Origin of the sequence: Pseudomonas sp. PDM16, assembly GCF_014851865.1 — a bacterium.
Lineage (GTDB): Bacteria > Pseudomonadota > Gammaproteobacteria > Pseudomonadales > Pseudomonadaceae > Aquipseudomonas.
Genome location: NZ_JACVAM010000004.1, coordinates 320,212 through 341,959, shown reverse-complemented (window position 1 = coordinate 341,959; position 21,748 = coordinate 320,212). Strand labels below are relative to the sequence as shown.

The following is a 21,748-nucleotide window of genomic DNA, read 5'->3' as shown; positions in this document are numbered from 1 at the left end:
ATGAAGAATCTAGAGACGCCGGTGACCAAGGTGGCTGTCTATGGGGCGCACGGCAGCCTCGGTAGTGCTTTACTGGTTGAGGCACTTCACCGCCAGTACGAAGTCACGGCAATCGTCGACGAGCTCAACGTACTGCAGGCGCGCCCAGGGTTGCGTACCAAGGGTGGCACGCCCTTCGACAGCCTCGAGGTGAGTCGATCCGTAGCTGGTATGAACGCCGTGGTCTGCCTGCTGGATCAGCAGTTGCCCGGAACTCCTGGAGACGACTTCCCCCAGATGTACGGGGCTCTGCTGGCCATGCTGGACGGGTTGGAGGTGGCTGGCGTTGATCGTCTGCTGGTGGTGGATAACTTCACCTGGCTGGATGGGAGCCCGGAACGCCCCTCCGCTCCCGTACGGCACCTGCAGGAGCGACTCACGGCCAGTTTGATCGACTGGACATTCTTCGAGGCGCCCGCATGGCCCGTCGAGAAGCTGGATCTCGATGATTTCCTCCAGCCCAGCGAGGCCGCCCTGGCCTTGCGCCGCTTCGCCGCCGCGCTGCTGGATGAGATGAACCTGGCGCTGCACGTTCACGAACGTGTACGCATCGTAGAAGGAGACCGATGATGGGACCGGAAAGCATCATTCTGCTCATGATCTCGGCCTGGTTTATGGTAGCCGCTGCCATGCTCTGGGGCATGTTGCGTATCGTCCGCCGTCATGCGGCCGACGTCGGCCCCCGAGCGCTGGACAACGCGCAGGTCGTGCATCACGTCAAACGCCGCCCCCAGCGGCCCAAGCTGCCGCGCCCGGCGTTCTCACCGGCCTATCGAGCGGCGCATCACTTCGCCCACCGCTAGATGTGCAGAAAATTTCTGGCACTCGCCGCGGGAGTCTCTGTCGAAACGACAATCCCAACGCATTCAAGGTGTTAGCAACAAATGAACAACGAGAGACTGTTCCGTGATGCGCTGCTGGCGGCCCTGGTGGAACATGCGGCGCACCATTTCGAAGAGGCTGCCCACTATGCCTATGTCAACGGTCTGCAAGCCCGCACATTGCTGACCAACTCCGCACGCACCGAGTTGAGTCTGACCGTGACCCGTCCGCGCGACGGCGCACCCTGTGGCTACCGCATCGCAGCGCTCCCGCAACGTGGCCTGGTGCTGTTCGAGCAGCGTTTTGGCGATCAGATAGTAAGGCGTGAAGCACCGTTGACCTCGATCAGCAGTTCGGCAGTCGAAGGGGAATTGGCGGAGTTCTTCGTCAGAGCCACCGCGCTGCCCATTGGCCACGTCGCCGAGCACTACCAGCACCAGGGCGCGGCCTGATCAATCTGGGCTACTTGCCCAGGCAATGCCAACGAGGTTTCACCATGAACAGCCCACTCGACGAATCCCGTTTCCATCCTGCGCTGCGCTCCGCCCTGGATGAGGCGCAACACCACTTCGACGAGGCCGCACGCTACGCCCACGACAACGGACTGCTGGCTGAGGTCACGCGCCAGCCCGAGCAGCTCACGCTGCAGGTGAAGCGCCCCAGTGACGGAGCACCCTGTCGTTACCGCATCGCCGCGCTGGCGAGTGTGCCGCAGGTAATGCACGAGAAGTGCTATGGCGCGGACATCGACTGCCTGGAAGCCACACTGGATTCGGTCAACCAGACCGTGGTGGAGACCGAGCTGGCCAGCTTCTTCATTCGCTCCGCCGCCCTACCCCTGGACTATATCGCCCAGCGCCACCACCCCGACTATACCTAGCGGCAACTGAGCTTCGGCATGTCGTGAAATAAAGGTTGAACTTGCCCGGCGGCATGGCAGTCGGTTGAGCGGCTTCATCATCACGTCAACCATTCCGTACGGCATGGTTATAAGGGTGCTAGTGTTCCGTCCAATCAGTCACCACGCGACAAGGAATCAGCGATGTCCGTCTCCGCGCTTGCCGAACTGCTCAAACAAAACGAACAACCGCTTTTGGAAAAATGGATGGCTGCCCAGCGTGCGGCAGGCATCCGCGTTGACCTGGTCGACGATCACACGGTGCAGGAAAACTCACGCGAGCTGATCAAGGCCTTCATCATGGCTCTCGCCCAAGGTTCCGACGACATCAATTCACAACCATGGAAGCCGCTCAAGGCCCAGCTCGAGCGCCTGTCCGTCACTCAGGCCCGCCAGGGTTTCAGCCCGTCGGAAACGGCCACCTTCGTGTTCTCTTTGAAAGAACCGCTGTTCGATCTGATTCAGACACAGGGCAATAGCGCCATCGAGCAGGTCTGGCTGCTCAGCAAGGTGATCGACAAGCTCGGCCTGTTCAGCGTCGAGTACTTCATGACCGGTCGCGAAATGGTCATCCGCGAGCAGCAGGAAAGCCTGCTGGAACTGTCCACCCCCGTGGTGCAGCTCTGGGACAGCGTGCTGGCCGTGCCGCTGATCGGCGCGCTGGACAGCAACCGCACGCAGATCGTCATGGAGGCGCTGCTGGAGAAGATCGTCGAAACCGAGTCCGACATCGCGATCATCGACATCACCGGCGTGCCGACCGTGGATACCATGGTCGCCCAGCACCTGCTCAAGACCATCACCGCCGCCAAGCTGATGGGCGCCAAGTGCATCATCAGCGGCATCCGCCCGCAGATCGCCGCTACCATCGTTCACCTGGGTGTGGAACTGGGCGATGTGGTGACCAAGGCCTCCCTTTCCGACGCCTTCAAGACGGCGTTGAAGGAGCTGAATGTTCGCCTTGTCCGCGGCGAAAAGGCACGCTGAGGGAGCAGCCATGGTAGATCGCATTCCGATTCTCAAGATGGGCAAGTACCTGCTGCTCAGCATCCAGGTAGACATGCACGACCAATTGGCCATGGACCTGCAGGAAGACCTGACCGCGCAGATCGTGCGGCACAAGTCCAAGGGCGTGCTGATCGATATCTCCTCGCTGGAGATCGTCGACTCCTTCATCGGCCGCATGCTCTCCCATATCGCCAATGTCTCGCGGATTCTCGATGCCAAGGTGATCGTCGTCGGCATGCAACCAGCAGTAGCCATTACCTTGGTCGAGCTGGGGTTGTCGCTGGAGGGTATCGCCACCGCACTGAACATCGAAAAAGGTATGCGCTGGCTGGAAAACAGCGTGGACGAGGACGACATCGCCGTGGAGCTAGAGAGTGACGAAGACACAGACGCTCCCGCTGAAGCAGGAAACTGACATCGTCGTCATCCGCCAGAAAGTCCGCAAAGCCGCCGAAGAGGTCCGTCTGGGCCTGGTCTCACAGACCAAGATCGTTACTGCGGCCAGTGAAATTGCGCGGAACGCGCTGATCTACGGCGGTGGCGGCGAATGTCTGATCGAAATGACGATGCGAGCAGGACGCGCTGCGCTGCGTCTGGTCATCTCCGACCAGGGGCCGGGGATTCCGGACATCGAGCGCGCGCTGGTCGATGGCTACACCTCGGGCAGCGGCCTCGGTTTGGGCCTTAGTGGTTCGCGGCGCCTGGTGGACGAGTTCCTGCTGCAAAGCCAGGTAGGCGTTGGCACAACGGTGGAATTGTGGAAGTGGAAATGATCGAGCGGAGCATGCAGTTTGCTCATGCCGTTACCCATGAGGCGCACGCGGATGCGGTGCGCCGCCTTGTCGTTCGTCACGCCAATCAGGTCTGCGACGATGAGTCGGTGATCGGCCGCCTCACCGTAGTAGTGCAGGAGATGGCGCGTAACCTGGTGTTGCATGCCCAGGGCGGAGAAATCATCTATTACCAGGATGGCGAGCGCCTGGAGCTGCTGGCGGTGGACCGGGGGCCGGGAATGGCCGACGTGGCCCGCTGCCTCGCTGACAGCTACTCCACCACGGGCACCATGGGGGCCGGTCTGGGCGCGATCAGCCGGTTGTCCGACCGTTTCGACATCTACTCGCAGCCTGGACAAGGGACGGTGGTGTTCGCCCAGTTTCGCCTGATGCCCATCCAGAGCCCGTTGATTTCGGCTGGTATCAGTACGCCTTACCCAGGTGAGGAACTCTGCGGCGACGCATGGGCGGTCAGGGCCAATCGCGTGCTGGTATGCGACGGCCTGGGGCATGGTCACGCCGCGAATGCGGCCAGCACCAAAGCACGCGACCTTTTCCTCGAACATGACCTGAACCTATCGCTGGAAACTCTGCTCGAACGCCTGCATCGGGTTCTGATGTCGACCCGCGGCGGTGCGGTGGCTTTGGCCGAGGTGGTACCAGAACAGGCCCTGATACGCTTCTGCGGCATGGGCAACATCGCCGGCACCCTGCATGAGGGGCGCAGCCGCAGCATGGTCTCTGGTAACGGTACCGTGGGCTACAAAATCGGTCGTATCCAGAGCTTCAGTTATCCCTGGTCACCCGCGACAGTGATGATGCTGGCCTCCGATGGCATCAACACGCGCCACGACCTGAGCGCCTATCCCGGCCTGACTGGGCGGAATCCGGCCATAATCGCCGCGGTGATCCACCGCGACTTCAGGCGTCACAATGACGACGCGACGGTAGTAGTGATGAAGCATGCATAGCGCGCGGCGTATCGCCACCATTCACATCCGTGAAGAAACCGATGTGGTCACCTGTCGGCAGAGCGCCAAACGTATCGCTGGCTGGCTCGAACTATCTCAACTCGAACAGATCCGCTTCGCCACCGCCGTCTCGGAGTTGGCGCGCAACGTCTACCAGTACGCTGGAGAAGGCGCCTTCCATTTCGATCTTGCCGAAAATGCCACAGGCCAGCTCGCCGGCCTTGGCTTCGAGGCCACGGACCATGGCCCAGGCATTGCCGCCATCGACCAGATCCTCGACGGTAGCTATGTCTCGCCCACAGGCATGGGCGTGGGGCTGCGCGGTGCGCAGCGACTGATGGACGACTTCGACATCCGTACCTCGGCCAAGGGCACGCGCATCCGCGCGCGGAAGTTCATCTACCCTCCCCGCTCCTTCCCTGCCCCGGCGCAGCTCAATGTGATCCGCGAGCAGCTGCAAACCGATGGCGCCGCCGACCCCTTCATCGAGTTGCAGGTACGCGGTACCGAGCTGCTGCTGACCGCCGCTGAACTACAGAACAAGCAGGTCGAGCTGGAAGCCACCAACCTCGAGCTGGAGAACACCAACAAGGGCGTTGTGGCGCTGTATTCCGAACTGGAAAAGGCCACCGATGAAGTGCGTGAGGCCAGCGAGTCGAAGAGCCGCTTCTTCGCTAACATGACCCACGAGATCCGCACGCCGATCAACATCGTCGAGAACATCAGCAAGCTGCTGCTCAAGGGGGTTGACGGTCCACTAAACCCCGAGCAGCACAAGCAGGTATCCTTCATCAGCGACGCGGCCTCCGAGTTGTCCGAACTGGTCAACGAGCTGCTCGACATCTCCGAGGCCGAATCGGGGCGGATCGAGATCGTGCCCGTGCGCTTCACCCTCGCCGACTTCATCGAGCAATTGCGCCAATTCGTCAGCGCCCTGTCCCAGCGTTTCCCGGTACTCGACTGGGAAATAGCCGGCACCACCCAGGATGTAGAACTGGAGACCGACCGCCATAGGTTGTTCCAGATCATGCGCAACCTGATCGGCAATGCGTTCAAGTACACCCCGTCTGGCAAGGTCTGCATTCGTACTTACCTGCCCGACGAGCACAGCATCGAGTTCCTGGTTGAGGACACGGGGGTCGGCATCGCGCCGGAGAACCATGCCAAAGTCTTCGAGGAGTTCCTGCGGGTTCGCAGCCCCTCGCAGAACCAGATACAGGGGACGGGCCTCGGTCTACCCCTGGCTCGTCGCCTGGCAGGCCTCTTACATGGTGACATCACGCTGCACAGCGAACTGGGCAAAGGCAGTCGTTTTCTGCTGAAGGTGGACCGCCATCACGGCAGTACGGCCAGAGAGCCAGTGGGGCTGGATCTAAGTGGCGTCAACATCCTGCTGATCGATGACAGCGAAGCAGACCGCTACCTGATTTCCCGCCTGCTACAACCCTATCACCCCGTCATCATCGAGGCCGTTACCGCAGCATCGAGCATCGACAAACTGCACGCCGTACGCCCGGACATCATCTTCCTCGACCTCGACTTGCCGGATATTGCGGGCGAGGACCTGCTCGAAAGCATGGACTGGAGTATGCACGCGCGGGTGCTGGTGAATACCGCCAAACCGCTCGACGAAGCGGCGCTGGAACGTCTCGGCCGCCAGTGCCGGGCGGTTCTGCAGAAGTCTCACCCCGACTACCCAGAACAGGTTCTCTACCAGGTGAGACGCCTGACGGAGGAGCAACGCGATGCGCACTAGACGAATCCTCATCGTCGATGACATGGAAGCCAACCGTTATGTGCTGCGCAAGATCCTCGGCAGCGAATCGAACTTCCAGGTGATCGAGGCCGGTACCGGTGCCGAGGGTCTGGAGCTGATGCTCGAGGGTGTCGATCTGGTGATTCTCGACATCAACCTGCCGGACATGACCGGTTTCGAGCTGATCCAGAAGGCCGAACAGCATCTCGGACCTGCCCGACTACCAGCAATCATCAATATCTCGGCCACCTTCATCAGCGGCAAGGACAAGGCCACCGGCCTCAACACCGGTGCCCGTGCCTACCTGACCCATCCGATCAACCCGGAAGAAGTGCTGGCTACCATCACCAGCCTGATGAAGAGCAATACCCGGCTGGAGCGAGTCGAGCGCCAGCGCAACTGGGCCGAAGCACGCAACGAGCAACTGGGTAAGGAAAAGGTCATGCTCGAGCGCTTCATGCGCTCGTTCAGCCACGACCTGCGCTCCCCACTGGCCGCTGCGGTGATGGCCACCGGCCTCATGCAGCGCAATCCGGCACGTCGTACCGAGCAGCTGCTGGACGTGCTGCAGGAGAACCTCAAGCGCATCGACGAGATGGTGTCCAACCTGCTGGACATCTCACACGTCAGCGTCGGGGGTGGCATCAAGCTGATCGGCGAGTCGCTGGATCTGCCGAGCCTGCTGCGCGAGGCCATTGCCAATCTGACCTTGCAGGTGGAAAACCCCCTGCAGTTGCAGACCGACGAGAGGCCCGTGCAGGTAACCTGGGACCGTACAGCCTTCCTGCGCATCATCGACAATCTGGTGGGCAATGCCGCCAAGCACGGAGAGCCCGGCACACCGATTCGTATCGAGCAGGGGTGCGAGGGAGAATGGGTCCGGCTGACTGTCAGCAACCAAGGCGCCTTCCCTGAGGAGGTGCTTAGCAACCTGGCGACGCCCTACTTTATCTCCAGCCGCAGCGACACCAAGGGCTGGGGCCTCGGCCTACCGATCGTCAAAGCGCTCAGTGAAAGCTTCGGTGGCCAGGTTCAGTTCAGAAACGTCGGTGATCAGGCTCAGGTCGAACTGCAATTGCCGGTCACGGTCACCTGAGTGAATCGACTCCCTCGGGCGCACTGGCGCACCCGAGGGAACTGACGATACGCCTTAGCGTGGTAGCGCGCCCCAGATTTCCTGGGCGTACTCGCGAATCGTACGGTCCGACGAGAACCAGCCCATCCGAGCCGTGTTCAGCACGGCCGCCCGCCACCAGCGCGCCGGCGAACGCCACAGCTCGTCGACGCGGCGCTGAGCCTGCCAGTAGTCCTCGAAGTCGGGACAGACCATGAAGCGATCGTCGTAGACCAGCGAATCCACCAGCCCCACGTAGCGCGCCGGATCGTCCGGCGAGAAAACCCCCGCGCGAATCGCCTCGAGCGCCGCTTCCAGGCGCTCCGACGATGCGATTACCGAGGCCATGTTCAGATCGCCGGTACGCTTGCGTTCCTCTACCTGCTGAGCCGTCATGCCAAAGATGAACATGTTCTCGCCACCGACCCGCTCGCGCATCTCGACGTTGGCGCCATCCAGAGTCCCGATGGTCAGCGCGCCATTGAGACCGAACTTCATGTTGCTGGTCCCCGAGGCCTCCAGGCCGGCAGTGGAAATCTGTTCCGACAGATCGGCCGCCGGGATGATCACTTCGGCCAGGCTGACGTTGTAGTTGGGGATGAATACCACCTTGAGCAATCCACGCACGGTCGGATCGTCGTTGATCGTGCGGCTGATGTCGTTGGCCAGCTTGATGATCAGCTTGGCCTGGTGGTAGCTGGCGGCGGCTTTGCCGGCGAAAATCTTCACTCTCGGTGCCCAGTCGGTAGTCGGGTCGTTGCGAATCGCCTGATACAGCGCCACGGTATGCAGCAGGTTGAGCAGTTGGCGCTTGTACTCGTGGATACGCTTGACCTGTACGTCGAACAGCGCCCCGGTGTCGAGGGTCACACCCATGCGTTCGTGTACCAAAGCCGCCAGCGCCGCCTTGTTGCGCTGGCGCAGTTCGGCGAAGCGTCGGTGCATGGCCTTCTTGTCCGCCTGGGCCTCCAGCTCCTGCAGCACCTGCTCCGGCGAGTCCAGCACCTCGGCCCCCAAGGTCTCGACCAGCAGCTCTGTGAGACCGGGGTTCACCTGAAACAGCCAGCGGCGCAGGGTCACGCCATTGGTCTTGTTGTTGATGCGTGTCGGGTAGAGACCATGGAGGTCACGGAACACCGTTTTGCGCATCAGCTCGGTGTGCAGGGCCGATACACCGTTGACACTGTGGGCCCCGAGGAACGCCAGGTTACCCATGCGCACCCGTCGACCATGATCTTCCTCGATCAGTGATACCGAGCGCAGCAACGCGAAGTCATGGATATCCTGCGCCCGCAGCGAGTCGATGTGATACGCGTTGATCAGATAGATGATCTGCATGTGCCGGGGCAGCAGGCGTTCCATCAGCGACACCGGCCAGGATTCCAGCGCTTCGGGCAACAGCGTGTGGTTGGTGTACGACAGCGTCGCCACCGTCACCTGCCAGGCGTCGTACCAGCCAAGCTGATGCACATCGACCAGCAGGCGCATCAGCTCGGCGACGGCGATGGCCGGGTGGGTGTCGTTGAGCTGAATCGCCGCGTGCCGGGGCAGGCTGGCAATCTCGCCCTGCTCGCGCAGATGTCGCTGCAGCAGATCCTGCAGCGAGGCGGATACGAAGAAGAACTCCTGGCGCAGGCGCAGCTCCTGCCCCGCCTCGGTGCTATCGGCAGGGTACAGAACCCGGGAGATACTCTCGGCACGCACCACATCCTCGACGGCACCTATATGGTCGCCGGCATTGAAGCGGTCCAGTTGCAGATCTTCCTCGGCACGGGCGCGCCACAGACGCAAGCTGTTCACCGCGGAACGTCGCCATCCCACCACAGGAGTGTCGTAGGCGATGGCGCGAATGGTCTCCATCGGCTGCCAGGTCTGCCGCGGCACTTCGCCTTCTTCCGCGTGGCTGAGCACACTGCCGCCGAAGCCAATGCTATAGGCGACTTCCGGTCGCTCGAACTCCCAGGGGTTGCCGAAGTCCAGCCATGTTTCGGTCTGCTCCAGTTGGAAGCCGTCGGCGATCACCTGGCGAAACAGGCCGTGTTCGTAGCGTATGCCGTAGCCGTGGGCGGCCAGCCCGAGGGTCGCCATGCTCTCCATGAAGCAGGCGGCCAGGCGGCCAAGCCCGCCGTTGCCAAGCGCCGCGTCGGGCTCGACCTGGCGTATGCGTTCCAAGTCGACGCTCAGCTCCGCCAACGCCTCACGGGCGATCTCGAGCAAGCCGAGGTTGCTCAGGTTGTCGATCAGCAAGCGACCAATCAGGAACTCTAGCGACAGGTAGTAGATGCGCTTCTGCTCACGCCGGTCGATGTCGGCAGAAGCCTCCTCCCAACGGTCGACGACGTGATCTCGTGCAGCCAGGGCGACTGCCTCGAACCAGTCATGGTCGTAGGCATGGCCGGGATCCTTGCCGACCGCGTACTTGAGTTTGGCGAGGATACTTTCCTTGAATTCGGCGACATCCGGCTGCCCAGCCATCGCAACCTCCTCAGGCACTGCGACGCAACGCTTCGGCGCCATCCACGGCGGCCACCTGCGTCAATACCGGCACCGGCTGCAAAGTCGGGCGGGAAACGCCCTCGCGTAGGCTATCCAGCAGATCATGCCCTTGCAGGGTCAGGTTGCGGCCGATCAGTTGAGGGGCGCCGTCCCAAGGTTCGTCGAGTTCACACTCGACCAAACCTGCCTGGTCGAGCAGATGCAGGTGGTATTTCACCGAGTCCAGATCGTGGCCGGCGAACGGTTCGGGAATGAAATAGCGGCCCTGCTCGCAACCTTCTATCTCCAGCATCAATGCCTTGATCAGCTCCCAATCTCTTTTCATTACTGCCATCCCTCCTCTGGGTTACTCCAGATATGGGTCCGCACGGGCGCGCTTAGTTCCCCCTTTCTTACCGGAGAAAATCTGAACTTCCGCTGCGCCATTCTGTTCGGAAACCATAGGTCCGCGAATCGCACTGGAGGCAACAGATGATCGCCAAGACTGCAGTTTTGCTGGTCGGCAGCCTGTTCGGCTCGCTGGCCATGGCCGAGGGCTGCCACGTCCTGACCCGATCCGCCAGCCCGGGCGTGGAAGCAGTGGAGACCGAGAGCTGTTACGAGTTCCGCGGCCTGCCGCAGGGCTCGATCAACTGGTCCTGCAGTAACGAGAGTCAGGAAACACTCGGCACCAAGCAGGAAAAAGTAGCCAAGTGCGAGACCAACTACGACGCCAGCTGCTCTGCCTCTATAACCCAGGAGACGCTGGCCAACCACAAGTCGTCCAGCACCAACCCACCAGCCAATGAGCCGAACGTCCCTGACGATGCCAAGGTGGTGACCTACTACTACGGCCTGGCAGACAAGGCTCAGGCCCGAAACGATTGCGAGCGGGGTGGTGGCGAATGGCAGGACCGTTGAGCAATAACAAGGACGGTGTGCTGCTATTGCCAAGCGATTCCGGTGTGAGCCAGCACGAGCTGGGTGTGCATCATGTGCTGGGACGCAAGATTGCCGCCCAGCTCGGCATCCGCTTTCTCGGCGAGTACGAAGCCGCCACGCATGGCGAGGGCCGGTTCTATTTCATACCCAGCGATACTCTCATCGGTGCCGATCAGCGCCGGGCACTCGGTATCGGTGGCCCGGACGACTTCTTCGGCGGCGCGATCGCCGAGCCTTTCATGGCCACCAAGGCCATCACCCATCCCCTTCCAGAGCATGCGCGGCATGTGCCGGAAGGCTGGTCCTCCGATTTTTCCAGCGAGGTGGCCAGCGCCATTCTCGGCGGATACACGGTGTTCGACCTGGCCGATGCTCAGCTCGCCGGAGAGCAACTCCTGGAACGCGGCACACTGCGCATCAAACCGGTGCTGGGCAAGGCCGGGCGTGGCCAGGAAGTGGTGCATGACCGCCAGTCCCTGGCCGAGGTACTGGCTTCGCAAGCCCCGGAAGAAGTCGCCACCTGGGGACTGGTGCTGGAGGAGAATCTTACCGATGTGGTCACCTTCAGCGTCGGGCAGGTGCTGGTCGCAGGTCAGGTTGCCAGCTACTACGGCAGCCAGCGTCTGACGCGTGACAATACGGGCGAGGAAGTCTACGGCGGGTCTGATCTCACTATCGTCCGCGGTGACTACGAGGCGTTGATGCGTCTCGAGATGCCGGAGGCGATTCGCCTCGCGGTTGCCCAGGCCCAGGTCTACGAGCGCGCCGCTTTTGCGGCCTTCGGACTGTGCGCCTCACGGCGCAACTACGACGTGGCTCAAGGCATGGATAGCCAGGGGCAGCAGCGCTCCGGCGTGCTGGAGCAATCCTGGCGTATTGGCGGAGCCAGTGCCGCGGAAATCTTCGCGCTGGAAGCCTTCGCAGGTGACCCGCAGCTGAAATGCGTACGTGCCTCGACGTACGAGTGCTACGGCGAGAGCAGGCCGCCCGACGACGCCGTACCGCTGTACGAGGGCGAAGAGCCCGAGGTGGGTCGGATCAGCAAGTACGTCAAGGTGGAGCCTCATGCCATCCCATAGTGAAAAGGTGGAGATAGTCGTGAACGAGGATGTGCTCGACGGCACCATGGTCTCGCCGCAGAGCAAGGTGCCCGGCGTGCTGTTCGTCCATGGCTGGGGCGGCAGTCAGGAGCGCGACCTGGCTCGCGCCAAAGGCATTGCTGGCCTTGGCTGCGTGTGCCTGACCTTCGATCTACGCGGCCATGAGCGGACGCGCTCGCGCAAGCAAAGCGTGACCCGTGAGGAAAACCTGGCCGATATAATCGCCGCCTACGACCGCCTCGCCAACCACCCGGCCACGGACACTGAGGCCATCGCCGTGATCGGTACCAGCTACGGTGGCTACCTGGCGGCGATCCTCAGCACTCTACGTCCGGTCAAGTGGCTGGCACTTCGCGTTCCAGCACTGTACTGGGATGACGAGTGGGATTCGCCCAAGCAACTGCTCGACCGTGAACGCCTCGCCGACTATCGCCGCACCTTCATTCCTCCACAGGGCAACCGCGCCTTGTCGGCTTGTTCGGAATTCACCGGCGACGTGCTGCTGGTGGAATCGGAACACGACGATTTCGTCCCGCACACGACGCTGATGAGCTATCGCGCCGCCTTCGTCAAAGCCCACTCGCTGACCCACCGCATCGTCGATGGCGCCGACCACTCGCTACGCAACGACAGCGACCAGCGTGCCTACACGTCGATGCTGACCAGCTGGATCAGCGAAATGGTCATCGGCGCTCGGGTAGGAGACTACCCGCACCACCTGGCCATCTACTCCTGATCGTCGAGAAAGGCTGAACCCTGGCTGCTCGAGCCCGTCACAACCCTACAACCTGAAACGGCACGGGAGGACCCGTCATGTTCCACTCTCTCATCCCCAGGAGCCTTGGCCTCTGCCTGTTGCTGGGCCTTGCCGGCCCCGTGTTGGCCAATCCCGGCCTCGATCCTCAGTCATTCATCGAGCAGGCGGTAGCCGCCAAGGTGGCAGACTCGGAGTCCGCGCAATTGGCGCTGCGCGAGAGCCAGTCCGCCGATGTGAAGAGCTTCGCCCAGCAGGTCATCGACCATCACCCGCGGGAAAACGCGGACTTGCAAGCCTTTGCGCGCACCCGACAGGTGGAGCTGCCCGCCGACGAGGATCTGCGGGCCCAGGCCAAACCGGAGGTCCGTGAGCTGGCCGGAGAAAACTTCGACGCGCTCTATGCCGAGCAGCAGGTCAAACGCTACGAGAGTTCGCTAGCCCTCTACACGCAAGCTGCCGAGCAGGGTGACCAGGAGCTGCAGGCCTTCGCCCGGGCCAAGCTGCCCGTGCTCAAGCATCACCTGCAAATGGCCCGGATGCTGACCCGAGCTCATCCCCTGTCTTGATATCGCGGTCATGGCGGCGGGCAGCGCGTGTTCAGCGAGCTGCCGCCGAATGCTTGCGCAGGCGCTTGTTCTCCCGATGCAGCTCGCGCTGCTGGAAAGCATCGCGCAGCTGGTTGCGCAGGTCTTCTGGCTCGCAAGGCATGGTCACGAAACGGTAGATAACCCCTTCGTTGACCGCCTTGAGGATGCTGCCAACCTCGGCAGCGCTGGTTACCAGCATGCGGATCACGTCGGGATAGATGGTCCTGATCTTGCGAAGAAACTCCACGCCGCCCATGTCGCCCAGCCGTAGTTCGCTCAGAACCACTTCAACCGGATGAGTCGCCAGGATGTTGAGCGCCTCCGCTCCATTGCTGGCCATCAGCACCTTGTAGCTTTCCAGGCGCAGTGTGCGGCTGAGCAGTTCATGGGCGGCGGGATTGCCGTCGATCACCAGCAGATAGCGTTCGGTGCCATCGATAATGTTCGCCGGCAGGCTCAGCTGACCGCCGGTCTGCAGGAACTGCATGCAGGCCAGGGGGGGCAAAGGTGGCGAGTAGAAATATCCCTGCAGTTCGTCGCATCCTGCGGCGCGCAGGAAACTCATCTGCTCGGCCTGCTCCACCCCTTCGGCGATCACCTTGATGCCCAGGTTGTGACCGATGGAGATCATCGAACGGGCCAGCGAAGCGCTGTCCGGCTCGGTGAGAATGTCCATGATGAAACTGCGGTCGATCTTCAGCTGGCTGAACGGGAAACGCTTGAGATAGCCGAGCGATGAATAGCCGGTACCGAAATCATCGATGGAGAAACGCACGCCGTGTTCGCACAGGCGCTCCATCTTCTGCTGCACCACATCGGCGTCGCTGGCCAGGATGGTCTCGGTCAGCTCGATCTTGATCCAGCGCGATGGTATGCCCTGCGACTTCAGCACGCTCAGGATACGCTCGATGAAGTTCTCGTCGGCGAAACTGATGGCGGAGAAGTTCACCGCCACGCTGAGGTCCTGGCTGAAGTTCTCGCGCCAGATGGCCAGCTGCTTGCACACTACTTCGAACACGTAGAAGTCGATGGCAACGATCCAGCCTGTCTCCTCGGCCAGCGGAATGAATTCGCCGGGCGACACGATGGTACCGCCACGGTTCCACCGCACCAGTGCCTCGAAGCCGCACAGGCGGCCATTCTGCAGGTCCAGCTGCGGCTGGTAGAAAACGACGAACTCGTTGTTCTGCAGGGCATGGCGGGTCTGCTGCTCCATCGCCAGGCGGGCCTGCACCTGCTCGTTCATCTCCTGCATGAAGGCGCAGATGCGGTTACGCCCCTGGTGCTTGGCCTGGTACATGGCGGTGTCGGCGTTGCGCAGCAGCGTTCCCGCGTCGCGGCCGTCGCTGGGGAAGCAGCAGAAGCCGATGCTGCAGCTGACTACCACCTCCTGGCCGTCCAGCATCATCGGACTGGCAATGCTGTCCTTGATGCGCTCCAGCCGACCGACCTGCTCGCTCAGTTGCTCGGTGTCGGCCAGCAGGACGATGAATTCATCGCCTCCCAGTCGCGCCACAGTGTCTATGTTGCGTACTCCGGCGCGCAGGCGATCGGCGACTTCGATCAGCAACTGGTCGCCCGTGCCATGGCCAAGGCTGTCATTGACGACCTTGAAGTTGTCGATATCCATGAAGGCCAGGGTGAACTGGCCGCTGCCACGGCTGGCGAATGCGATGGCCTGGCCGATGCGGTCACCCAACAGGTTACGGTTGGGCAAGCCGGTGAGGCTATCGTGGTTGGCCTGGTGCTCCAGCTCCTCCTGATAGCGTTTGCTATCGGTGACATCGTGCAGGATGCCGACAAAGTGGCTGACCCTGCCGCGATCATTGACCACCGGCGCGACCCGCAGATCGTTCCAGAACTCCGAGCCGTCCTTGCGGAAGTTGCGCAGCAGAGCCGCGCCCTCCTCCTTCGCCACCAGGGCCCGGCGAATGGCATCCAGCCCGGGTTGATCATGCTCGCCGCCCTGCAGGAATCGGCAGTTGCGTCCCAGCACCTCGTCCACTGAATAGCCGGTGATTCGCTCGAAGGCTGGATTGGCATACACGATCGGCTGGTCTGGCTGCTCAGCGTCGGTGATGATCACCGCGTTGACGCTAGCCTCCACCGCGCGAGTTCGGGTGCGCGTCTCCAGATCGCGGCGGCGCTGTTCGGTGATGTCCTGGATCACCACGATGGCACCCTGGATCACCTTGTTGGCGTCGAGGAAGGGCGCCGACGAGTTGAGGATGGTCTTGCGCTCACCCTTGAAAGTCTCGATGTCTATCACCTCGTTGCGCGAGGTCTTGCCGTGCTGCACGGCACGCATCATCGACCAGTCAGCCTCGGTGATACGTTCTCCGCTCTCGGCCCACCAGCCCCGGTAATGACCATATCCATCCGCTGAACTCGGGTGGTTGCCACCCCAGATCAGACTGCTCTCCGGATTGCTCATGATCAGCCGACCGGCCTGATCGGTGACCAGCACCCCCACCGGCAGACTGTCGAGCACCTTGCGCAGCAGCTCCTCGCTCTTGGTCAGGGCCTGGGTGCGCTGTTCCACCAGTTGTTCCATGCTCTCGAACAAGCGCACACGCCCCAACGCCATGGCCAACTGGCGACCGATGGAGGCCAGCGCGCTGAGCGATTCGTCCGACCAGGGCTGGGCTTCACGCTGCACCACGTTGAGCATGCCGATGATCTCGCTGCCCATTTGCAGCGGGATGCTGGCATGGATGCTCTCGCCGGACTTGCCCACCAGTGCCGGACAGTTGCTGATGTTGCTCGGCTGCGACAGCCGGTCATGCAACCAGGCGTGGCGACAGGGGCAGTTGTTTGCACAGTTATCGAGCTGCTCACGCGAATATCCCTGGCCTCTGGCGCGGGCGCCGGCCACATGGGCCTGCTCGGCGGGATCGGCGGCATCGGCCAGCAGCAGCCACGCGCCAGTCGCATCCGGGAATTCGAGGATGCGCCGCAGCGCTGCATCGATCACGTGCCGTTCGCTTTTGGCGTCGGTCAGGCCGCTGGTGAAATGGAACAGGCAGTTGAGCAAGGAATTGGTACGGGCCAGTTCGTCGTGCTTGGTCTGCAGCTCGTTGTTCAGCCGCACGCCCTGCTCGTAGGTGGAGATCAGCAGGTCGAGTATCTGCTGGCGGCTGGCGGTGATGAAATGCCGCTCGCCCTCCAGAACGACTTCCACGCCCATCTGCACTCGCTCGTGGTTACGCAGTTCCAGATTGACCAGGAAATAGCGGATGCGCGACATCAGATACTTCTCGTCGAAGGGCTTGACGATGAAGTTGTCCGCGCCCGATGCCAGGCCATGCACGACGTCGCGGGCGTCAGCCAGTGCGGTGACCAGGATGATCGGGATGTTCTGGGTCTGCGCCGAGCTCTTCAGTTGGCGGCACAGCTCGTAGCCGTCCATTTCCGGCATGACGATGTCGCTGATGACAATGGTCGGCTTGCGTGCAGCCACCATTTCCAGTGCCTCGCGACCATTGCCCGCGACTCGCACCTTGCAGCCGACGGCCTCGAGCATGTACTGCAGCTCGGTGGCTTGGGTGGGACTGTCTTCCACCACCAGGATTTCGGCGTCTGCATACATGGTCATTCCCTCCCCTTGCTTCCATTCACCACATTCATGTGGACGGCGATGGTATTGAGCAGCTCCGCTATGCCCTCCGGGGGCAACACCTGGCTGGCCGCCTGCATGTCGATGGCAGCCCGCGGCATGGAGTCGACAACTGCGGTGGCTGGCTCCTGTACCAGTGTCAGCGCTCCGGTCTGGTGCAGTTGGGCCAGGCCCTGGGCCCCGTCGCGCCCCATGCCGGATAGCTGGATGCCTATAGCCTGACGGCCGAAGTACCGTGCCACCGAGCGGAATAGATGATTGGCGGCTGGCCGCACATGATCCTCGGGCGGGCTGTCGTCCAGATTCACGCAGCGGTCGGAGGCGAAGCCCAGGTGGTGGCCATCCGGTGCCAGATACAACGTCCCCGGTTGCAGGCGCTGCCCCCGCTCGGCGACCAGGACGGGCATCGAGGTTAGGCTCGCCAGCCAGTCGCGGAAGCTAGGCAGGAATCCCGGAGCGATATGCTGCACCAGAACCAGCGACCACTGCTGCTGGGGCTGAAGGTGTTGCAGCAGCGCCTTGATCGCCATCGGCCCTCCGGCCGATGCGGAAATGGCTACCAGCTGCGGTATACCGGAAACCGCCTGGACCACCAAAGGCGGCGCGCCGACGGCGGCAACATCCGGGCTGCGGCGTTTGCGCCGAACTATCTTGACCTGAGCCATGCTGCGCAGCGTGCGCAATATGATGGCTATACGCTCGCCGAAATCGACGGCATTGGGACCAGAGGGCTTCTCCAGCACTGCCAATGCCCCGGCCTCCAGGGCTCGCATCGCGGTGGCCGAGGCCTGGTGGTCGACACTCGCGCTGAGAATGACGACCGGCAGGGCGTACTGTTCGAGGATGCGCTCAGTGGCCTCGTAACCGTCCATTCCCGGCATGTGAACGTCCATGGTCACGATATCCGGTGTCAGGGTCGTCAGCAGCTGCAGCGCTTCTTCGCCGGTGCTGGCCTCGTCGACTTCATAGCCTTCCCCCTCCAGCACCGCGCGCAGCAGCATTCGGCTGACCGGTGAATCATCGACTATCAGTACGCGCATCCTGCGTCTCCTCAGATCAGTCGTCGAATGGCGTCGAGCAGGCTGTCCTGCTCGAAACCGCTCTTGGCCAGGTAGGCACTGGCCCCCGCATCCAGGCCACGAGCGCGATCCTCGGCGGAATGCAAGGCGGTAACCAGCACCACCGGCAGCTCCGCCAGTTCACGGTCGGCACGTATGCGACTGGTCAGGGTGAAGCCATCCAGGCGAGGCATCTCAACATCTGACACCAGAAGGTCAAATTGTCCCTGCTTTAGTGCGTTCCACGCCTCCAGCCCGTCGTTGGCGGTAGTCACCCGGTAGCCGGCAGCCTCAAGGATCGCCTTGAGCAGGCCACGGGAGGTAAAGGAGTCCTCGGCTATCAGCAGACGCTGTGCAGTACGCCCCTCCCGCGGCCGCGACTGTTGGCTGAGGCTGGAGCCTTCTGCCTGCTGGGCGCTGCGGTACAGGTCACCGGGATGCAGGATGGGCACCAATTGCCCATCCCCCAGCTGCGCGGCCCCCATCAGGTTGCGCACGCGAACCAGCTGGCGACCAAGGCTCTTGACGATGATTTCCTGGTCCCCGAGCAGCTCGTCCACCAACAGAACGAAGCGTTCTCCCCGGACCTTGAGCAGCAGCATCGTCTGCTCGTCTTGACCCATCGCCGGCTGCGGCAGCCCCAATACGTCGCCCAGTGGCCAGAGTGGCAGCACCTCGCCCTCGTGCGTGATCGTCGGGCGGTTTTCCAAGGTCCGGATAACAGTTGCAGGCAGTCGCAGGCAACGCTCCACCGCCAAAGCCGGCACCGCGAACACCCGTTCGGCATTGCGCACCATGACGGCACGGAAGGTAGACAGGCTCAGAGGCAGATGAAGGTGAAAGCAGGTCCCCGAGCCCGGGTTGGACTCCAGCTCGATACGACCTCCAAGCCTTTCCACCGTTTCCTGGACGATGGCCATGCCCAGGCCTCTACCGGAAATATCCGTGATCATTCGGCTGGTGGACAAGCCGGATGCGAAAACCAGCCCCAATGCATCGCGCTCGCTCAGAGCCTCCACCTGCACCTGAGTCATCAGGCCGGCATCCAGTGCCTTCGCCTTCAGGCGCTGAACATCGATACCCCGACCGTCGTCGCCGACCCTGAGTTCGAAGCGGTCGGCCGATTCCTGGAACAGCTCCACCTCCAGGGAACCAACCGGCCCCTTGCCATTGGCCAACCGCTGATCCGGCGTCTCCAACCCGTGATCAATGGCATTGCGCAGCAGATGGGTGAGCACGGTGCGTAGCTCGTCAAGGATACGTTTGTCGACCTGCAGGCTTTCTCCGCGAAGATGCAGGTCAGCACGTTTTCCAGCCTGGCTGGCAAGATCCTGAACCATGGACGGCATGCCTTCGTACAGACTGCTGCCCGATAACAGCAACAATGTCTGCAACTCGGTATTCAGCGTGTCGGATAGCTGCGCCAGGCCAAGGGCCGTGTGGTTTCCGTCTCTGGCCAGCCGCGTCGCGCCGAAGTGCAACCGGTCGAGCTGAGCCATGCTCCAGTCCAGGTGATCCAGCAGAAGCTTCAACCCCTCCTGGGTACTCGCAGGCATGTCACTCAGGTTGTCGCGCAGTGTTCGGAGAGCGCCGGAAGCCAGCATCTGGCGAGTCTTCTGGGGCTCGAAGGACTGGGCATGCTCCCGCAGGCTACGGGCATGCGCCTGGGCCTCCAGTTTATGCTGCAGCAGCACTTCGCCGTGGTACAGCAGAGCCTCCAGATGCTCGGCAGCCACCTTGACTCGTGCCGCGTCGCGAGGCGGTTCCGGCGCTTCCGGAACGACACTGGGCAGATCGACCTCGATGCCCTGCGTGCTGTCGTCGAGGCTATCAATCATCTGCATCAGGTCGTGACGCTCCACCGCCTGGCCGGCGTGCAGATGCTGCACCATCCGCAAGGCGAGGCGGCACAACTCGACCCGTGCCGGCGTCAGTGCGAGGTCGCCATGTCGTACCGCACTCAACAGGCTTTCCCAGGCATGGCACAGCTGCTCGATCTCAGCGACACCTGCGGCTCGGGAGGCCCCCTTGATGCTGTGCACCTCGCGGAACAACGACTCGATGGCCTCCTCGCTGGCCGCCGATTCGCGCCAGTTGGCCAACAGATCGCCAAGTGCGCCCAGGCGTTCGGCTGCCTCTGCACGGAAGCTGGCCAGCAGACGCTGGCGAAGGGCTTCCCGATCCAGGCTCATGGCAGGCTCACAGCTTGAAACGCGTGGCCAGGCCCTTCAAACGCAGGCCCAGCTGATGCAGATTACGTGCAGCCATGTCGACCTGCCGAGCGCCGGCCACATTGTCCTGACTGGCCTGCCGGATGTTCTCCATGGCACTGCCGATCTGATCCATGCCGATCATCTGTTGCTGACTGGTGGCTGCAATCTGCAGGGCAATCTCGCTTGACTCCTCGACACTGCCACTCAGCGTCCGTATCGCCTCGCCGCTGATCTGGGCGCGCTGGTAGCCGCCCTCTACCGACTTGCTGCCTTCCTCGGCCTGGATCACCGCGCGGGTCATGGCCTTCTGGATATCACCGAGTATGCCGCGCACCTGAGCGGTAGCCTGCTTGGACTGATCGGCCAGGACCTTGACCTCCTGGGCCACCACCGAGAAGCCCTTGCCAGCCTCTCCGGCCTTGACCGCCTCAATGGAGGCATTCACCCCGAGCAGGTTGGATTGTTCCGCCAGATCATTGACCGAGGCTACGATCTCACCGATGGTCTGGCTTTGCTCCCCTAGTCGCATGATGCTCTCAGCCACCGCCTGCATCTGCTCACGGATCACGCCCATGCCGCGGAGTGTTTCCTCGACCGACTGGCGGCCACTCAGAGCCACCTGGCGGGTACGCTCGGTGCTTTCGCTCACCGACTGAGACTTGCTGCCGGCCAGCACCGCAGTCTGCTTGACCTCCTCTACGGTGGTGGCGATCTCGCTGATGGCGGTTGCGGTTTCCTGGGTGCTGGCAGCCACCTGCGTGGTCACGGCCAGTATTTCCTCGCTGGCGCTGGCCAGCACGGAAATACTCTCGTTGAGTTCCTGTACCAGCTCGCGGAGATACCCGCTCATATTGACGAAGGCCTGCCCGAGGCGGCCCACCTCATCCTGCCGGGTGCCCTCGGGTAGCTCCCGCGGAATTTCGCCACGGCCGATCTGCTCGGCCAGACTGGTCAGGCGCGCCAGCGGCTGAGCGATATGGCGACTGAGCAGCCAGGCCAGCAGTGCGCCCCCCAGCACCAGGACAAGTCCAGCCTGGAATATCTTGCTGCGCAGGGCCTCTATGGTCTGGCGAGACTGTTCGGTGCTCTCGGCAATACGCTGATTGGTACGGGCCACCAGTTGCTCGGCCAACTGGTGCAATCGCTCGACCCGTTGCTTCTGGGAGCCCGACATCAGGGCCCTTGCCTCGTCGAGGCGGCCAGCCTGGATCATAGGTATCAGCTCGCCATCCCGGCTTCGCAAGTATCCGGCTCGTACTTCCTGCATCTGCTCCAGCAGTTCGACGGTCACCTGATCGCCCTGTACAGCCTCCTGCAGGCGTTTAAGCAGGCGATCATTCTTCTCACTCCCCGCTCGCAGGCTCTCCAGCAACCCCTGGCTGCTTCCTCCGATTGCAGCCAGGGTTTCCACCCGTTGCAGATTGATGTTGACGAGGAGGTCCTTGACGTCGCTCACCCTCGCGTAGCGCCGGGAGAACTGTTCCTCCTCTGCCTTCTGCAGTGCGACGAACTGCTCCAGCGTGCTCATCAGCAGAAGGGCGAAACCGAGAATCAGCACCGCGAATGCCAGCATCAGCTTCGTACCGATGCGCAGGTTGAGCAGGTTAGCCAACATGAGT

Annotated in this window: 20 protein-coding genes; 14 read left to right on the top strand and 6 right to left on the bottom strand. The window is 62.4% G+C overall.

Annotated features, from left to right (window positions below; translation table 11 throughout):
- From IB234_RS16490 to IB234_RS16445, 10 genes are all read left to right on the top strand, one after another.
- Complete coding sequence (locus tag IB234_RS16490) at positions 1-609, top strand: NAD(P)H-binding protein (RefSeq protein WP_192319820.1); 609 nt, start codon at positions 1-3, stop codon at positions 607-609.
- A complete protein-coding gene (locus IB234_RS16485; protein WP_318652030.1) occupies positions 606-842 on the top strand; it encodes a hypothetical protein in 237 nt (78 codons plus the stop codon). Before IB234_RS16490 ends, IB234_RS16485 begins: the two co-directional genes overlap by 4 nt.
- Before the next feature lie 81 nt (positions 843-923).
- On the top strand, positions 924-1,313 hold the full coding sequence (locus tag IB234_RS16480; RefSeq protein ID WP_192319818.1) for a hypothetical protein: 390 nt from the start codon (positions 924-926) through the stop codon (positions 1,311-1,313).
- A 44-nt stretch (positions 1,314-1,357) separates the two neighbouring features.
- Positions 1,358-1,741 (top strand): hypothetical protein, encoded by a 384-nt coding sequence (locus IB234_RS16475; protein ID WP_192319816.1) that lies wholly within the window; start codon positions 1,358-1,360, stop codon positions 1,739-1,741.
- A 162-nt stretch (positions 1,742-1,903) separates the two neighbouring features.
- Positions 1,904-2,746, top strand: coding sequence for an STAS domain-containing protein (locus tag IB234_RS16470; protein ID WP_192319814.1), 843 nt, complete (start codon positions 1,904-1,906; stop codon positions 2,744-2,746).
- A 10-nt stretch (positions 2,747-2,756) separates the two neighbouring features.
- Positions 2,757-3,182: an STAS domain-containing protein gene (locus IB234_RS16465; protein WP_192319812.1), complete on the top strand. Its 426-nt coding sequence runs from the start codon at positions 2,757-2,759 to the stop codon at positions 3,180-3,182.
- The gene (locus IB234_RS16460; protein WP_192319810.1) at positions 3,142-3,540 is read left to right on the top strand and encodes an ATP-binding protein; all 399 of its coding nucleotides are present in this window, start codon (positions 3,142-3,144) and stop codon (positions 3,538-3,540) included. Before IB234_RS16465 ends, IB234_RS16460 begins: the two co-directional genes overlap by 41 nt.
- A gap of 11 nt (positions 3,541-3,551) precedes the next feature.
- Positions 3,552-4,511, top strand: a complete 960-nt coding sequence (locus tag IB234_RS16455) for an ATP-binding protein (RefSeq protein WP_225580632.1) — start codon at positions 3,552-3,554, stop codon at positions 4,509-4,511.
- Positions 4,504-6,267 carry an ATP-binding protein gene (locus IB234_RS16450; RefSeq protein WP_192319806.1) on the top strand — a complete coding sequence of 588 codons (1,764 nt, stop codon included), beginning with the start codon at positions 4,504-4,506 and terminating at the stop codon, positions 6,265-6,267. Before IB234_RS16455 ends, IB234_RS16450 begins: the two co-directional genes overlap by 8 nt.
- A complete protein-coding gene (locus IB234_RS16445; RefSeq protein ID WP_192319804.1) occupies positions 6,257-7,363 on the top strand; it encodes a response regulator in 1,107 nt (368 codons plus the stop codon). Before IB234_RS16450 ends, IB234_RS16445 begins: the two co-directional genes overlap by 11 nt.
- A gap of 54 nt (positions 7,364-7,417) precedes the next feature.
- On the opposite strand, the gene IB234_RS16440 is transcribed toward IB234_RS16445, so the two are convergent.
- Together IB234_RS16440 and IB234_RS16435 are read right to left on the bottom strand one after the other, a co-directional pair.
- Positions 7,418-9,856, bottom strand: a complete 2,439-nt coding sequence (locus IB234_RS16440; protein WP_192319802.1) for a glycogen/starch/alpha-glucan phosphorylase — start codon at positions 9,854-9,856, stop codon at positions 7,418-7,420.
- 10 nt (positions 9,857-9,866) lie between these two features.
- Positions 9,867-10,202, bottom strand: coding sequence for a DUF2513 domain-containing protein (locus IB234_RS16435; RefSeq protein ID WP_192319800.1), 336 nt, complete (start codon positions 10,200-10,202; stop codon positions 9,867-9,869).
- 146 nt (positions 10,203-10,348) lie between these two features.
- Between IB234_RS16435 and IB234_RS16430 the strand changes: the two genes are divergently transcribed.
- The 4 genes from IB234_RS16430 (at position 10,349) to IB234_RS16415 (ending at position 13,221) form a co-directional block, all read left to right on the top strand.
- The gene (locus IB234_RS16430) at positions 10,349-10,777 is read left to right on the top strand and encodes a hypothetical protein (protein ID WP_192319798.1); all 429 of its coding nucleotides are present in this window, start codon (positions 10,349-10,351) and stop codon (positions 10,775-10,777) included.
- Positions 10,762-11,877, top strand: coding sequence for a DUF3182 family protein (locus tag IB234_RS16425; protein ID WP_192319796.1), 1,116 nt, complete (start codon positions 10,762-10,764; stop codon positions 11,875-11,877). Before IB234_RS16430 ends, IB234_RS16425 begins: the two co-directional genes overlap by 16 nt.
- Positions 11,864-12,634 (top strand): alpha/beta hydrolase family protein, encoded by a 771-nt coding sequence (locus IB234_RS16420; protein WP_192319794.1) that lies wholly within the window; start codon positions 11,864-11,866, stop codon positions 12,632-12,634. Before IB234_RS16425 ends, IB234_RS16420 begins: the two co-directional genes overlap by 14 nt.
- Positions 12,635-12,711: 77 nt before the next feature.
- The gene (locus IB234_RS16415; RefSeq protein ID WP_192319792.1) at positions 12,712-13,221 is read left to right on the top strand and encodes a DUF4142 domain-containing protein; all 510 of its coding nucleotides are present in this window, start codon (positions 12,712-12,714) and stop codon (positions 13,219-13,221) included.
- Positions 13,222-13,252: 31 nt separating this feature from the next.
- Here IB234_RS16415 and IB234_RS16410 read toward each other — a convergent pair whose 3' ends face one another.
- The 4 genes from IB234_RS16410 to IB234_RS16395 are packed head-to-tail and all read right to left on the bottom strand — an operon-like array spanning position 13,253 to position 21,744.
- Positions 13,253-16,837: an EAL domain-containing protein gene (locus IB234_RS16410; RefSeq protein ID WP_192319790.1), complete on the bottom strand. Its 3,585-nt coding sequence runs from the start codon at positions 16,835-16,837 to the stop codon at positions 13,253-13,255.
- Positions 16,834-17,898, bottom strand: coding sequence for a chemotaxis protein CheB (locus IB234_RS16405; protein WP_192319787.1), 1,065 nt, complete (start codon positions 17,896-17,898; stop codon positions 16,834-16,836). Before IB234_RS16405 ends, IB234_RS16410 begins: the two co-directional genes overlap by 4 nt.
- Before the next feature lie 11 nt (positions 17,899-17,909).
- Entirely contained in the window at positions 17,910-20,108 is a 2,199-nt protein-coding gene (locus IB234_RS16400) for a response regulator (RefSeq protein ID WP_192319785.1), read from the bottom strand.
- Positions 20,109-20,115: 7 nt separating this feature from the next.
- Positions 20,116-21,744, bottom strand: a complete 1,629-nt coding sequence (locus IB234_RS16395; protein ID WP_192319783.1) for a methyl-accepting chemotaxis protein — start codon at positions 21,742-21,744, stop codon at positions 20,116-20,118.
- Between the last annotated feature and the right edge of the window lie 4 nt (positions 21,745-21,748).

Coding starts and splice junctions, on each gene's coding strand:
- IB234_RS16490 (WP_192319820.1), top strand. CDS start 1: ATGAAGAATCTAGAGACGCCGGTGACCAAGGTGGCTGTCTATGGGGCG.
- IB234_RS16485 (WP_318652030.1), top strand. CDS start 606: ATGATGGGACCGGAAAGCATCATTCTGCTCATGATCTCGGCCTGGTTT.
- IB234_RS16480 (WP_192319818.1), top strand. CDS start 924: ATGAACAACGAGAGACTGTTCCGTGATGCGCTGCTGGCGGCCCTGGTG.
- IB234_RS16475 (WP_192319816.1), top strand. CDS start 1,358: ATGAACAGCCCACTCGACGAATCCCGTTTCCATCCTGCGCTGCGCTCC.
- IB234_RS16470 (WP_192319814.1), top strand. CDS start 1,904: ATGTCCGTCTCCGCGCTTGCCGAACTGCTCAAACAAAACGAACAACCG.
- IB234_RS16465 (WP_192319812.1), top strand. CDS start 2,757: ATGGTAGATCGCATTCCGATTCTCAAGATGGGCAAGTACCTGCTGCTC.
- IB234_RS16455 (WP_225580632.1), top strand. CDS start 3,552: ATGCAGTTTGCTCATGCCGTTACCCATGAGGCGCACGCGGATGCGGTG.
- IB234_RS16450 (WP_192319806.1), top strand. CDS start 4,504: ATGCATAGCGCGCGGCGTATCGCCACCATTCACATCCGTGAAGAAACC.
- IB234_RS16445 (WP_192319804.1), top strand. CDS start 6,257: ATGCGCACTAGACGAATCCTCATCGTCGATGACATGGAAGCCAACCGT.
- IB234_RS16440 (WP_192319802.1), bottom strand. CDS start 9,856: ATGGCTGGGCAGCCGGATGTCGCCGAATTCAAGGAAAGTATCCTCGCC.
- IB234_RS16435 (WP_192319800.1), bottom strand. CDS start 10,202: ATGAAAAGAGATTGGGAGCTGATCAAGGCATTGATGCTGGAGATAGAA.
- IB234_RS16430 (WP_192319798.1), top strand. CDS start 10,349: ATGATCGCCAAGACTGCAGTTTTGCTGGTCGGCAGCCTGTTCGGCTCG.
- IB234_RS16425 (WP_192319796.1), top strand. CDS start 10,762: ATGGCAGGACCGTTGAGCAATAACAAGGACGGTGTGCTGCTATTGCCA.
- IB234_RS16420 (WP_192319794.1), top strand. CDS start 11,864: ATGCCATCCCATAGTGAAAAGGTGGAGATAGTCGTGAACGAGGATGTG.
- IB234_RS16415 (WP_192319792.1), top strand. CDS start 12,712: ATGTTCCACTCTCTCATCCCCAGGAGCCTTGGCCTCTGCCTGTTGCTG.
- IB234_RS16410 (WP_192319790.1), bottom strand. CDS start 16,837: ATGACCATGTATGCAGACGCCGAAATCCTGGTGGTGGAAGACAGTCCC.
- IB234_RS16405 (WP_192319787.1), bottom strand. CDS start 17,898: ATGCGCGTACTGATAGTCGATGATTCACCGGTCAGCCGAATGCTGCTG.
- IB234_RS16400 (WP_192319785.1), bottom strand. CDS start 20,108: ATGAGCCTGGATCGGGAAGCCCTTCGCCAGCGTCTGCTGGCCAGCTTC.
- IB234_RS16395 (WP_192319783.1), bottom strand. CDS start 21,744: ATGTTGGCTAACCTGCTCAACCTGCGCATCGGTACGAAGCTGATGCTG.